11 protein-coding genes and 3 tRNA genes are annotated in these 12,511 nt (G+C 70.6%); 9 read left to right on the top strand and 5 right to left on the bottom strand.

Annotated elements, in window-relative coordinates:
• Positions 1–217: 217 nt before the first annotated feature.
• The 6 genes from ACFTZC_RS13170 (at position 218) to ACFTZC_RS13145 (ending at position 6,615) form a co-directional block, all read left to right on the top strand.
• Complete coding sequence (locus ACFTZC_RS13170; protein ID WP_382888936.1) at positions 218–895, top strand: DUF3159 domain-containing protein; 678 nt, start codon at positions 218–220, stop codon at positions 893–895.
• A gap of 148 nt (positions 896–1,043) precedes the next feature.
• Positions 1,044–2,261, top strand: coding sequence for a peptide synthetase (locus ACFTZC_RS13165; protein WP_382888934.1), 1,218 nt, complete (start codon positions 1,044–1,046; stop codon positions 2,259–2,261).
• 138 nt (positions 2,262–2,399) lie between these two features.
• Positions 2,400–3,053 carry a TetR/AcrR family transcriptional regulator gene (locus tag ACFTZC_RS13160; RefSeq protein ID WP_382888932.1) on the top strand — a complete coding sequence of 218 codons (654 nt, stop codon included), beginning with the start codon at positions 2,400–2,402 and terminating at the stop codon, positions 3,051–3,053.
• A gap of 141 nt (positions 3,054–3,194) precedes the next feature.
• Positions 3,195–3,962, top strand: coding sequence for a TetR/AcrR family transcriptional regulator (locus ACFTZC_RS13155; protein ID WP_382888930.1), 768 nt, complete (start codon positions 3,195–3,197; stop codon positions 3,960–3,962).
• A gap of 494 nt (positions 3,963–4,456) precedes the next feature.
• Positions 4,457–5,923: an alpha/beta hydrolase gene (locus ACFTZC_RS13150; protein ID WP_382888928.1), complete on the top strand. Its 1,467-nt coding sequence runs from the start codon at positions 4,457–4,459 to the stop codon at positions 5,921–5,923.
• A gap of 38 nt (positions 5,924–5,961) precedes the next feature.
• The gene (locus ACFTZC_RS13145) at positions 5,962–6,615 is read left to right on the top strand and encodes a hypothetical protein (protein ID WP_382888926.1); all 654 of its coding nucleotides are present in this window, start codon (positions 5,962–5,964) and stop codon (positions 6,613–6,615) included.
• A gap of 115 nt (positions 6,616–6,730) precedes the next feature.
• On the opposite strand, the gene ACFTZC_RS13140 is transcribed toward ACFTZC_RS13145, so the two are convergent.
• The gene (locus tag ACFTZC_RS13140; protein WP_382888925.1) at positions 6,731–7,384 is read right to left on the bottom strand and encodes a GPP34 family phosphoprotein; all 654 of its coding nucleotides are present in this window, start codon (positions 7,382–7,384) and stop codon (positions 6,731–6,733) included.
• A gap of 49 nt (positions 7,385–7,433) precedes the next feature.
• Positions 7,434–9,323 (bottom strand): S9 family peptidase, encoded by a 1,890-nt coding sequence (locus tag ACFTZC_RS13135; RefSeq protein WP_382888923.1) that lies wholly within the window; start codon positions 9,321–9,323, stop codon positions 7,434–7,436.
• A gap of 155 nt (positions 9,324–9,478) precedes the next feature.
• On the opposite strand from ACFTZC_RS13135, the gene ACFTZC_RS13130 reads away from it, so the two are divergent.
• Positions 9,479–9,667 (top strand): hypothetical protein, encoded by a 189-nt coding sequence (locus ACFTZC_RS13130; RefSeq protein ID WP_382888921.1) that lies wholly within the window; start codon positions 9,479–9,481, stop codon positions 9,665–9,667.
• A gap of 243 nt (positions 9,668–9,910) precedes the next feature.
• Here ACFTZC_RS13130 and ACFTZC_RS13125 read toward each other — a convergent pair.
• From ACFTZC_RS13125 to ACFTZC_RS13115, 3 genes are all read right to left on the bottom strand, one after another.
• Positions 9,911–9,984: transfer RNA gene (locus ACFTZC_RS13125), tRNA-Ile, on the bottom strand.
• A 270-nt stretch (positions 9,985–10,254) separates the two neighbouring features.
• A tRNA-Asn gene (locus tag ACFTZC_RS13120) sits at positions 10,255–10,327 on the bottom strand.
• 5 nt (positions 10,328–10,332) lie between these two features.
• A tRNA-Asn gene (locus tag ACFTZC_RS13115) sits at positions 10,333–10,405 on the bottom strand.
• A gap of 218 nt (positions 10,406–10,623) precedes the next feature.
• Between ACFTZC_RS13115 and ACFTZC_RS13110 the strand changes: the two genes are divergently transcribed.
• Entirely contained in the window at positions 10,624–10,935 is a 312-nt protein-coding gene (locus tag ACFTZC_RS13110) for a YtxH domain-containing protein (protein WP_382888920.1), read from the top strand.
• Between the two features lie 49 nt (positions 10,936–10,984).
• Positions 10,985–12,454 carry an FGGY family carbohydrate kinase gene (locus ACFTZC_RS13105; protein ID WP_382888918.1) on the top strand — a complete coding sequence of 490 codons (1,470 nt, stop codon included), beginning with the start codon at positions 10,985–10,987 and terminating at the stop codon, positions 12,452–12,454.
• Positions 12,455–12,511 lie beyond the last annotated feature (57 nt).

The following is a 12,511-nucleotide window of genomic DNA, read 5'->3' as shown; positions in this document are numbered from 1 at the left end:
GCGGCTTCCTCCAGGCTCGCCTCATGGGACGTCGATAAGTGCTCGGACGCGAGGAGTGCGAGTCCCGCCCGAGGGCAACCGACACAACAGGGACCCTTCGTGTGACTCACGCCACACCAGCGGAGGTAGCCATGACTGTCACTTAATGACACGATGGCATTAAGCGACACACGGAAACCGCACCTCGCCCCCAGACGAACTCGGGAGAACGACCACCATGAAGAGCTTCCTGGAGACAGAGTCCGACACGCAGGCGGAGCAGGCTGCGCCCCGGCAGCGGCCTTCGGTCCTCGACCAGGCGGGAGGCACCAAGGGAATCATCTACTCGACGGTGCCCGTGGTGGCATTCGTCGTCGCCAACAACCTCCGCGGGTTCAAGGCGGCGATCATCGCCGCCTTCGCCGTCGCGGTCGCCATCGGCGTGGTGCGGCTCGTGCGCAAGGAGTCGGTGCAGCCCGCGGTCGGCGGCGTGTTCGGCGTCGCGGTCACCGCCGGCGTCGTCTGGTTCACCGGCTCCGCCAAGGACTACTTCCTCATCGGCATCTGGGCGAGCCTGGCCGGCGCCATCGCCTTCCTCCTCTCCGTCCTGGTGCGGTGGCCGCTGGCCGGCGTGCTCTGGAACACGGCCACCGGCAAGGGCAACCTCTGGCGCGCGGACAAGCGCTCGCGGCGCTACTTCGACATCGCCACCCTGGTGCTGGCCACCGTCTTCGGCGCCCGGTTCGCCGTCCAGCAGTACTTCTACGCGACCGACCAGGTCAGTTCGCTGGGCTTCGCCAAGATCGCCATGGGCTTCCCGCTGCTCGGCCTGGCCTTCCTGGTGGTCGCCTGGGCCGCCCGGAGCTCGAACAAGCGACTGAAGGCCATCGGCCTGCTGCCCGCCAAGCGCGGCTGACCTCCCCGGTGAACACCGGCTGCTCGATGGCAGCCGGGGCGCATGGCCCGGACACGTACGTGCCACCCGGCGGCGGACCGCCCCCGGCCCCGGCGTCCGGGAACCGCCGACGACGCCCACCACCCCCACGGAAAGAATGGAAGCCGCAGTGACCACGAGCCGAGGAGAAGTCATTCGCCCGCTGGGCGCGGCCGAGCGGACCATCGACTTCTCCATGCGCAAGAACCCCCTCCAGTTCTCCCTGGTCGCCGAAATCGACCGGCCCGTACCGGAAGCCGAACTGGCCGGGGCGCTGGCGAAACTGTGCCTCCGGCACCCACTGCTCGCGGCGACGGTGGACCACACCGCACCCAAGGCCGTCTACCGGCAGGCCGATGGCCCGATCCCGGTGACGACACTGCCCGAGGGCACACCCTGGCAAGCCGTCGTGGCCGCCGAGCAGACCCGGCCGATCCCTCCGGCCCCGGGCCCGTCGGCACGGTGCACCCTTCTGCCGCGGGGCGGGCGGTGCGACATCGTGCTCACGTTCGCCCACCGGATCGCCGACGGGGTGGGCGGGATGCGGGCACTGCTGGACCTGGCGGCGGCCCTGGACGGCGAGGAGCAGGCGCCCGGCGGTGTCCCCGAGACACAGGAGGACCTGCTCGCCCGCGTCGTCCCGCCGCCGGTCACCCTGGCCGCCGTCCCGCCACCGGACGATCCGCGCATGAGCGCCGGCGGCGAATTCGCGCCGTTCTCCGGGCACGCGCCGCACGTACAGGCCCTGGCGCTGGACCAGGAACTGACCACCCGGCTCGTCCGGCGCTGCCGCCTGGAGAGCACGACGGTGCATGCCGCGCTCTGCGCCGCCGCCGCGGTGGTGTTCCACCGGCGTGGACGGGAGTTCGTACGGATACTGAGCCCCATGGACCTGCGCCGGGCCTGCGGCCTGCCCGACGAGGTGGTGAACCGCTTCGTCGGGGCCCGGACCGCGAGCGAGGCGCACCAGGCGGACGACTTCTGGAAGCTCGCCCGCGGCACCCGCGAGTCGCTCACGCGCCAGCGCGCTCCGCACGTCCTCAAGTCCGCTGGTGCGCTGCTCACGGAGCACGCCCCCACGAGCGGGGAGCAGGCCGAAGCGATGATGGCCGCCGTCACCGCGGCCGACATCCAGATCACCAACCTCGGTGTGGTGACACCGCGGCAGCGGGGCGCGGGCACGCTCACCGCCCTGTGGGGCCCGGCGCAGATCACCCAGTTGCGCGGGGAGCACGTGCTCGGCGTCGTCACCCTCGACGGGCGGCTGCGCATGACGGAACTCACCCACGACCCCGTCGCCGGGCTGGTTCCGGACATCGCCGCCGCACTTGCGGAAGCCTGCGCCTAAGAGCTGACGGCGCGAACCGAGCCTGAACGCGCGGGCGCGGCTCGGCCGCCCGACAGCCTCGCCGCGTTGGCACCGGACGTCACTAAATGTCATTATGACACTCGTGTGTCGGCAGGGACGCAGGCGGAGGTGACCGGCATGGCAACGGCCAAGCGTGGTGGAAGCGGAATGAGCGAGCAGCGGCGCCAGCGGCTGCGCCTGGAGATCTCCCGGGAGGCCTCCCGCCTGTTCTGGAAACAGGGCGTGGCCGCCACCAGTGGAGACGAGATCGCCGAGGCGGTGGGCCTGTCCACCCGCACCATCTGGCGCCACTTCCGCAGCAAGGAAAGCTGCGCCGAACCCATCGTGGCCCGTGGCGTGGAATGGGAGATGCGCACGCTGCGGAGCTGGCCCGAGCACCTCTCGCTCGAAGAACAATTCAGCACCGAGGCGAGCCGGTTCGGTCGTGAGGCCGACGCCGTCGCGCTGACCGACGCCGGGCTCGCGATTCGGATGATCCGGCTGAGCGAAACGGAACCGGCCCTGCGTACCGCCTGGCTGATGGCCTGCGACCAGATGGAGCGCGAGATGGCCCAGATCATCGCGAAGCGGCTGGGACAGCCGGCCACCGACCTCCAGGTGCGCCTGCACGCCGCGGCGGCCGCCGCCACCATCCGGGTCCTCAACGAGAACATCGGCGCGGCTCTTCTCGACGGCGCCGACCCCGCGCAGCACGCCGACGCCCCGGAACGCGTGGCACGCGCTGTCCGCAGGGCCACGGGAGGGGCGGTGGGGGACCCGGTCGGCACCTGAGCCGCCCACCCCGAAGGTCCGTCCCCGCGACCCGGAGCCGGCCTGCGCCATGACGAAGCACACACTTGCCAGCTTCGCCACTTAATGTCATCGTGACACTTGACGACATTAAGTATGTGTCCTCGACGGGGGTGATCCCAGATGGAACTGCTCACGAATCCTGCCGCCGGAGGAATGAGTGAGCGGCGGCGCCACCGGCTGCGCCTGGAGATCTCCCGGGAAGCGTCCCGCCTGTTCTGGGAACACGGCGTGGCCGCGACCAGCGGCGACCGGATCGCCGAGGCGGTGGGCCTGTCCACCCGCACCATCTGGCGCCACTTCCGCAGCAAGGAAAGCTGCGCCGAACCCATCGTGATCAAAGGCGTGGCATGGGGGACGAGCGCGTTGCGGAGCTGGCCGCGCCACCTGTCCCTCGATGATCACCTCGCCGCGGAGGCCGTCAGGTACGAGAGCGCCGCCGACGACCTTGAGCACGCCGACACCTTGCTTGCGATCAAGATGATCCGGCTGGCGGACCACGAGCCGTTGATCCGGACGGCGTGGCTCATGGCCTGCGACCACGTGGAGTCCGAAATGACCACGGTCATCGCGAAACGCCTGGGCCTCCCGGCCGACGACTTCGCGGTGCGGCTGTACGGGGCAGCGGCCTCGGCCGCCTTCCGGGTCGTCAACGAGGAACTCGGCGCCGCCGCGCTGCGCGGTGTGGTTCCCGAAGGCTTCGAGGACGACGTGATCCGACGCCTGGCGCGTGCCGTACGCGATGCCACCGGCGGCGCGATCGGTGATGCGATCGGTGATGCGATCGCCCCTGCCGACGCAGCACTCCGTACGCAGCAGGTCCCGGTGAACAGCATTGCCCCTGTCGGCACCAACTTCCCCGGCACCCTGAACGATGTGGGGGCCGGTTAGCTCACCCCGGGCGGAGCGAGCCGGTGGGCCGGGCCGGGTCGTCAGGCTGACGGAGCGCCAGCCGGCAGGTCCGCGGGGACGCCGCCCTTGTCAGGAGCGCAGTAGTTCTTGATCCCGGCTTCCCGGACATCCGCCCGGATCCGGTCCGCGGCATCGGGCTCGAAGCCGGCGGTCACCGCGATGCCCGCGGTCAGCCCCGCATCAGCGCGAGGGGCGTGAGCCGGACCGGCAGGCTCACGACCACGGTCGCCATCAGCCGCCAGGCCTGCTGCCACACCCCGAGACTCGGCGTCACGTCCGTTTTCACCAGGCCGGTGCCGCCTCACAGGGATACCTGTGGATCAGACCTCGGTCCGGTGCGCCTTCGACCCAGGTCTAACCGGTGCCCCTCCCGCGGTAGGTCCGGGTCGGTACGCCAGGCCGATGTATCTCCCACGCCCGGCGAACAGACTCTTTCACGTGCCGGTCAAAGCCCCCCCACAGGAAGAAACCTCATGCGCAGAAGTCTGTCCCTCGCTCTTGCCGCCACCGCGTTCGCGGTGACCGCGCTGTCGACGGCGGCCTCGTCGTCGGCCACGGTGACACCGACGCCGAGCGCTCTGCGGTGGGGCCCGTGCCCCGAGGGAGCGTCCGCGCCCCGCCTTGAGTGCTCGACGCTCGAAGTCCCCCTGGACTACCGCGATCCGGACGGCCGGCAGATCGAGGTCGCCGTCTCCCGGCTGAGGAGCGAGAAGCCGTCGCAGCGGCGCGGCGTCCTGCTGACCAACCCCGGCGGTCCGGGCGGTTCGGGCCTGACGTACCCGGCCATTCTCGCCGCCTCGGGGATGCCGCAGAAGGTGCTCGACTCCTACGACCTCATCGGCTTCGACCCGCGTGGTGTCGGCCGGAGTACGCCGGTGACCTGCGACCTGACGGAGGAGCAGCAGTGGCGCGGCAACTTCCCGCCGTACGCGCACACTTCCGCCGACGTCGCGCGGGAGGCCGGGCCCGCGCGGAAGATCGCCGAACAGTGCAACAGCTCGCGGACGGCGTGGATGCTGCCGCACACCACCACCGCCAACACCGCGCGTGACATGGACCGCCTCAGGGCTGCTCTGGGCGAGCCGAATCTGTCGTATCTCGGTGCTTCCTACGGCAGTTACCTCGGCGCGGTCTACACCACACTGTTCCCGCGGCGCGGTGACCGGATCATCCTCGACAGCAACCTGGGTCCCGGCGGGTACGACGTCACGGCCATGCGTGAGCTCGCCCGGGGGATGGAGGACCGCTTCCCCGACTTCGCCACGTTCGCCGCCGAGCACCCCGAGTACGGTCTGGGTTCCACGCCCGGGCAGGTCACCGCCACGTTCTGGGAGCTCGTGAAGAAGTTGGACGCGAAGCCGGTCCAGGGCGTCAACGGGACCGCGTTCCGCGCTTACACCTTCGAGCAGATCTACGCCGACGGCTCCATGCCCAAGCTCGCCACGTTCTGGCAGGCGGTCGACACGGGCGCGGAACTGCCGCTCCCGGGGCTGCCCGAGGGCACGGAGAACCTGATGGCCTCGCGGTTCGCCGTGGTCTGCGGTGACTCCCGCTGGCCGGGTACGGTCCGGGAGTATCAGCGCAATGTCGCCGTCGACCGGCTGAAGTACCCGATGCTGGGCGGCTCCACGGCGAGCATCAACCCCTGCGCGTTCTGGCCGGAGGAGCGGACCGAACCGCCGGTGCGCATCACCGGCCGGGGCCCGTCGAACGTGCTGATGGTGCAGAACGAGCGCGACCCGGGCACGCCGCTGGCCGACGCCCGGGAGCTGCGGCGGGCCTTCGGCGGGCGGGCCACGATGGTGACGGCTGATCAGGGCGGCCACGGTGTCTACCCGTACGGCGGCAACACGTGCGTCAACGACGCGGCGACGACGTTCCTGACCACCGGAGAACGCCCCGCGCGGGACGTCTCCTGCGCGGCGGAACCGAGCAAGTGACCCAGTAGGCGAGTAAGCGAGCAACGGAGACGCCGGACATGTTCGAGGAGATGCGAAGCCGCCGGGCCGCCCGGCGGCTCACCCCGGGGGACGGAAGGCCGCTCAAGCGGTTCCGCTGGTGGCAGCTGCCCTACCGCTCCCTGTTCTACCTCCGGCTGCCCGACGGTGGCGGCGGGCAGGCGGTCTACGCCGTGGACGTCAAGCGAGGTCAGGATCAGACGTCCTCGGAGGCCAAGGCCGATCTGTACCTCGACGGCAGGCACCACGCCCGGTCGAGGCTTCCCGCCGCCTTCCCGGTCCCCGGCGGCACCGTCGAGGTGCGGCTGAGCGGCTTCGGGCTGCGGCGCTGCCACTACGTCACCGCCAAGGGCACCGAACACCTGCTCGTCCCGGACGCCGCCTCCGCGGAGGGGCGCCGGGCCCACCTCGACCGTGCGCATCCGGTGCTGAGCCGCGGGATCGGCACCGTCTCGCTGACCGCGCTCGTCGTCGCCCTGGTCATGCTGGTCGCGCAGCTCGCCGAAAAGATCACCGAGGTGGCGGTGGTGGCCGAGCGCGTCGGGGCCTTCACCTCGCCGGTCCATCCGTCGTTCTGGGGCAACGTCGTGCTGACCGCGGTCACCTTGGCGGCCGGTACGGAGCGGGCCCTGCGGTTGCGGTACAGCCGGCTGCTGGACGGTACAGCGGGCTGACACCGCGCGCCCTTTCAGGGTTGGCCGAACTGGAGCCACGCTGCTTGCGGCGTGGCTCCTTTCCCGGTGACGGTGTCCGCTGCGACAGGTAACTCCCGGGCCGGGCGGCCGGCGCTCAAATGCTCCAGCCGCCGCCGGCCGCCCGGCTCGCCAGGTACGAGTCGCGCAGCGCCGGGCGCAAGCCGGGGACGATCTCGTCGAACCGCGTGAAGAGCCCCTTGAGCTCCTGCTTGTGGGCGCCGATTTCTGCGCGGCTCAACACGCACACCACCTCGACCTCCGCCACGAACACGGCCATGGCCAGGTCCTCCAACGACATCGACGCCGGGTCGGCTCCGTCGAGCACGGTGGCGCGTACCCGCTCCTGGAGGACACGCACCTCCTCCGGGTGTGCGACGGTGACACGTTCGGAGGGGATGAGTCCCATCAACCTGCCGCGGGAGATGGTGACCTCGCCCGCGGCGGCGAGCTGGTCGCGGACCGGTGCCTCGGCGGTGTGGGCCTTGTTGTGCACGTAGTTGAGCCAGCCCTTCGGCTTGCCCTCGGGCAGGTCGCCCCACACCGCGGCGGCGAAGGAGTCGTCCGGCGTCTTCCCGGGCCTTCGGACCACCTTCCCTCCCGTGGCGTCGAGCAGTCCGTCGCGAGCCAGCTCGGTCATGGCACCGGCACGCAGTAGCTGGCCGCGGCCCTGCGTGCTGTCGAGCTGGAACTTGCCCTTGTCCACGGTGTAGCAGATCAGGTACAGCCGCTGTGGCAGCGTCTGACGCATGGTGTCTCCTTGAAAAGGATGCGCATGACAGGACGCGCAAGGATGTGGGTCAGGAGGTGTGGGCCTCGAAGCCCAGGTGTTCGGCCAGGAAGCGTTCCACCGCGGTGTAGAGGGCGACCACGTTCTCCGGGTTCTCGATGGCGTGGCCTTCGTCCTTCATGACGATGTACTCGACGGGGACACCTCGTGCGCGGAGGGCTTCGACGAGCTGGTCGGACTCGGCGACGACGACGCGGGCGTCATTGGCGCCGTGCACCACCATCAGCGGTGTGCGGATCTGGTCGACGCGGCTGATCGGGGAGCGGGCCAGCATGTCGGCCTCCTGCTCCGGGTCGGCCGGGTCACCGACGTACGTGAACCAGTTGTAGGCGAGCATCGGTTTGACGAAGTCGGGCTGGCTGCGCATGAAGTTGGCCAGGTCCGAGATGCCGACGATGTCGACGGCGGCGGCGAAGACGTCCGGGGTGAAGGTGACACCGACCAGTGCCGCGTAGCCGCCGTAGGAGCCTCCTAGGATCGCCACGCGGTCCGGGTCGGCGTACCCCTGGTCGACCGCCCACCGCACGCCGTCGATGAGGTCGTCGTGCATCTTGCCGGCGAACTCCCCGACAGCGGCCCTGGTGAAGGCCTTGCCGTAGCCGGTGGAGCCGCGGAAGTTGACCTGCAGCACCGCACAGCCGCGGTTGGCGAAGAGCTGTGCGGCGGGGCTGTACCCCCAGCTGTCCCGGGTCCAGGGACCGCCGTGGACCAACAGCACCAGCGGCAGCCGGGACGACGGGACACCGACCGGCAGCGTCAGGTGGCAGGGCAGCGTCAGACCGTCACGGGAGGTGATCGACACCGGTCGCATCGGTGCCAGCGACTCGGGGTCGAGGTGCGGCTTCGCCCGGTGGAGCAGACGGGCCTCGCCTGTGGTGTGGTCGTAGAGGAAGGTGACCCCGGGATCGCGGTCGTGGGTGAAGGCGGCCACCCAGCGTTGTCCGCTCTCGTCGGAGGAGAGCCTGGCGAGATCACCGTCGGACAGCTTCTCCAGGTTCTCCAGTACCGCGGCGAAGTGCGGGTCCAGCGCGTGGATCACCTGCCGCTCCCCGAGATAACGGACTCCGAGCAGCTCACCCGTGCGTCGGCTGCGGATCAGGGGGGAGGGCAGGACGGGAAAGGCCCGCGGACGGGTGTCCAGGTCGTATTGCGGGTGGGAGTCGACCTCTTCCTCCTGGCCGGTGGCCAGGTCGAGCCGGGCCAGGCGGAGACGGTCGCTCCCACGGTTCGAGCCCAGCCACACTCCGGCGCCGTCCGGCGTGACCTCCAGGGGGTAGATCCCCAGCGGAGCGTCAGCGCCCTCGAACCGCACCACGGGGTCCAGCGCACCCGTTGCCCCGTCCCACCGGGACAGCTCGACATCGCCCTCGGCCGTCGTCCCCACCGCGAACAGTTCGCGCTCGCTGTACAGCCACCCTTCGACATTGCCCCCCGGGTTCCGGGCGAGGGTCTCGAAGTCGCCGGTGGCGATGTCCAGTTCGACCAGGTCGAACTGGGCCCGGTCGCGCAGGTTCAGCTGGGTGATCACCTTGCCGGGCCGCCCGGCCGGCAGGTCCAGGCCCACGGTCCGCACCCCGGGATAGGGCGTGAGGTCCACCGCAGGAGCGTCCGGGGCCTCCAGGTCGACACGGTAGAGGTGCACGTTCTCGTCGCCGCCCTGGTCCCGGGTGTAGAGCAGCCACCGCGGGTCACGGGTCCAGTGGAAGCTCACCACTCCGCGGTCCTCGGTGGTCACGCACCGCGCGTCCCCCGGCTCGTCGGCACTCTCGATCCAGACGTTCATGCGGTTCTCCCACGGCGCCAGGTACGCCATTTTCGCCCCGTCCGGCGAGAGGGTGACCTGAGCGCGAGCCGATGGCCCGAAGAACTCCTCGACGGAGATGGTCTCCGGCAGTGCCATGTCGATCCTTCCTGTGGTCAGCGACAGGTGTCGCAAGAAGGCGAGGCCAGGGGCCCGCCTGTCACTTAGTGACACTGTCACTAAGTGACAGATTCCGCAAGCGCGCACTCGCGGAACCTCCGACCATCGGACCGGCGTCGTGATGCGACGTCGTGATGCGCGACCCCACCCACCCGCACGCCCCCGGCATCCGCGCGTTCGCCCAGGCCGCCGTCGAGGCAGCCGGCTTCCGGATCGACACGGAACTGTGGCAGCCCGGCCCGAGGCGGCAGCGGACCGCCGGCCCAGTCCCGAACTGCGGGGACAACGACTGCGAGGTCAACTGTGAATCCGGCCCGAACTGACCGCACTTGCCCCTATGGTGCCGGTATGAGTCCATGCTGCGGCGCCGGATCCTGGGCACACCGCGCACACACCAGAGGCCCCCGGCCATGCGTGGCCGGGGGCCTTCCGTGTCGTGATCGTTTACCTCTTGGGCCGACAGGGGGCCGGCAAGCGATCTTCAGCGTGTCTTGCGCGGTTCCTTCTGAACCCCGTGTTTAGGTGTCCCAGCAGCTTGGAACGTTCCTGCACGTGGACCTCTTGGGTGGGGCGGGTGGGACTCGAACCCACGGCCGACGGATTATGAGTCCGCTGCTCTAACCGGCTGAGCTACCGCCCCTAACGGTGCGTCGCGCACATTTGTGCGCGCCGTTCTGCCGCAGCATAGCCGCTCATACGATCTCCTGCTCCGGATGGTCGGCATCACTTGACCATGAAGACTGCTCCACGCGCCGCCTGGTTCCACGAACGCGCGGGTACAGCCGTACGAGGGACACCGAGGCGGCGCGCCAAGGCCGTTGGGCGGGCTGGACGATGGGGGCGCGTGGCAGGTGGGCGCGGGGTGGCACAACGAAAAAGGACCCCTGAGGGGTCCCTTCCGTCTTTCCCGCTCCCCCGGCTGGACTCGAACCAGCAACCCTCCGGTTAACAGCCGAATGCTCTGCCAATTGAGCTACAGGGGATCGCGCTCCCCCGACTGGACTCGAACCAGTAACCTGCCGGTTAACAGCCGGCTGCTCTGCCAATTGAGCTACAGGGGATTGCTGCGTGTGCACCGAACGTACCTACCCCGGTCCTCCCGGGCGGCGCGCGTTCGCTGCGACACATACATTAGCGCAACCAGGGGGGTGCTCCGCCAATCGGTATCGACCCGGGTCACCTCGGGTGATCCCGGCCCGGGACGGGGTAGGCGCAGGGCACAGACCGATGGTCCGACACCGGCGGACGGGACGCCGACACCAAGGAAGGCTGGGCAGCCATGCGGTACCGCCTCACGTTCATCGCCGGACTCGCTTGCGGATACGTTCTCGGAACCAGGGCAGGGCGCGAGCGTTACGAGCAGATCAAGAAATCCGCGCGGCAGGTCTCGCAGAACCCGGCGGTGCGCAACGCCGCCGAGTCGGCCGCGCAGACGGGCCGTGAGGTGGCGGGACGGGCGTACCACTCCGTGAACAGCGTGGTCGGGGACCGGCTCGGGGACAAGCTGCCCGACTCCGTCGCCCAGCGCGTCCGCTCATTGCGGGAACGGAGCCAGAACGGTCTCGACGACTGGGGAACCAGCAATACCTGATCGTCCCGGCCGCGCTGTTCATGGCGCGCGTGCGGCAGAATCGGGTGTCATGGGAATAGTCGCCGGGTTGGACAGTTCGTCCGGGTTCACACGTGTCGTCGTCTGCGACGCGGACACAGGTGCCGTACTGCGCCAGGGGTACGCGCACCATCCGGTCGAGCCCAAAGCCACCGAGGTCGACCCTCAGGTGTGGCTGCTGTCCCTCGGGGAGGCGGCCTCCGGCGGGCTCCTGGAGGGCGTGGAGGCCATCGGCGTCTCGGCGCAGCAGGACGGGATGGTGGCGCTGGACCGGCAGGGCAACCCCGTACGGGCCGCGCTCATCGGGAACGACAAGCGCGCGCAGGTCGCCGCCGCCGATCTGATCGACGCGCTGGGCGGGCGGCAGGCGTGGGCCGACGCCGTCGGGTCCGTACCGCAGTCGAGCCGGCTCGTGGCGAAGCTGCGCTGGATGGCGCGGACCGAGCCGGACGCGGCGCACCGCACCGCGCTGGTGCTGCAGCCGCACGACTGGCTGGTCTGGCAGTTGCTGGGGCGGCCCGCGCGCCGGACGACCGACCGGGGCGCGGCGTCCGGGACCGGCTACTGGTCGGCCCGTACGGGCGCGTACCGGCCGGATCTGGTGGAGCTGGCGCTCGGGCACCAGGCGGCGCTGCCGGAGGTGCTCGGTCCCGCGGACGCGGCGGGGACCACGCCGGAGGGGCTGCTGATCTCCGCGGGGACCGGGGAGACGATGGCCGCGGCCTTCGGCCTCGGGGTGGGGATCGGGGACGCGGTGGTGTCGCTGGGCGCCTCGGGTTCGGTGATGGCCGTGCACCACGAGGCGGCGGCCGACCCGTCCGGGCTGATCACCTCCTTCGCGGACGCCACGGGGATGCATCTGCCGGTGGTCCACACGCTGAACGCGGTCAGAGCGCTGCGCGGTACGGCGGAGCTGCTGGGGACGGCGGATCTGGGTGAGCTGTCCGCGCTGGCGCTGAAGTCCACGCCGGGTTCGTCGGGGCTGGTGTTCCTGCCGTATCTGGAGGGTGAGCGGACCCCGCAGCTTCCGCACACGGCGGGCACGCTGACCGGGCTGCGGCGCGAGTCGATGAAGCCGGAGCATCTCGCGCGGGCGGCGTTCGAGGGGATGCTCTGCTCGCTCGCCGACGCGATGGACGTGCTGCGCGGGCGCGGGGTGGAGGTGCGCCGGGTGTTCCTGCTGGGCGCCGCCGCCGAGCTGCCCGCCGTACAGGTCCTGGCGCCGTCGGTCTTCGGCGCGCAGGTCGTCGTGCCGCAGCCGGCGGACTACGCGGCGCTGGGCGCGGCGCGGCAGGCGGCCTGGGCGCTCGGGGTCGCGCGGGGGACGCACTCGCCGCAGCATCCGCCGGCCTGGCAGGGCGCGGCGGCGCAGGTCTTCGAGCCGGGCGACGACACGGCGGTGGGGGCGGCCGTACGGCAGCAGTACCGGGCGACGCGGGAGCAGGTCCACCCCGGGGCGTTCGGGCCCGGGGTGCTCGGGCAGGGGCCGCTCGGGGTCTGAGCGGCGATGAGGTGGTGCTGTGGGCTGAGCGTCGATGCGGCTGTGTCCGTGGGCTGC

This window comes from Streptomyces sp. NPDC056987 (genome assembly GCF_042673865.1).
In the GTDB taxonomy this organism is placed as follows: domain Bacteria; phylum Actinomycetota; class Actinomycetes; order Streptomycetales; family Streptomycetaceae; genus Streptomyces.
The sequence above is the reverse complement of the archived record's forward strand: the minus strand, read 5'-3'. Positions and strand labels throughout refer to the sequence as shown.

Coding starts and splice junctions, on each gene's coding strand:
- ACFTZC_RS13135 (WP_382888923.1), bottom strand. CDS start 9,323: ATGGCACTGCCGGAGACCATCTCCGTCGAGGAGTTCTTCGGGCCATCG.
- ACFTZC_RS13170 (WP_382888936.1), top strand. CDS start 218: ATGAAGAGCTTCCTGGAGACAGAGTCCGACACGCAGGCGGAGCAGGCT.
- ACFTZC_RS13150 (WP_382888928.1), top strand. CDS start 4,457: ATGCGCAGAAGTCTGTCCCTCGCTCTTGCCGCCACCGCGTTCGCGGTG.
- ACFTZC_RS13160 (WP_382888932.1), top strand. CDS start 2,400: ATGGCAACGGCCAAGCGTGGTGGAAGCGGAATGAGCGAGCAGCGGCGC.
- ACFTZC_RS13105 (WP_382888918.1), top strand. CDS start 10,985: ATGGGAATAGTCGCCGGGTTGGACAGTTCGTCCGGGTTCACACGTGTC.
- ACFTZC_RS13155 (WP_382888930.1), top strand. CDS start 3,195: ATGGAACTGCTCACGAATCCTGCCGCCGGAGGAATGAGTGAGCGGCGG.
- ACFTZC_RS13110 (WP_382888920.1), top strand. CDS start 10,624: ATGCGGTACCGCCTCACGTTCATCGCCGGACTCGCTTGCGGATACGTT.
- ACFTZC_RS13140 (WP_382888925.1), bottom strand. CDS start 7,384: ATGCGTCAGACGCTGCCACAGCGGCTGTACCTGATCTGCTACACCGTG.
- ACFTZC_RS13145 (WP_382888926.1), top strand. CDS start 5,962: ATGTTCGAGGAGATGCGAAGCCGCCGGGCCGCCCGGCGGCTCACCCCG.
- ACFTZC_RS13130 (WP_382888921.1), top strand. CDS start 9,479: ATGCGCGACCCCACCCACCCGCACGCCCCCGGCATCCGCGCGTTCGCC.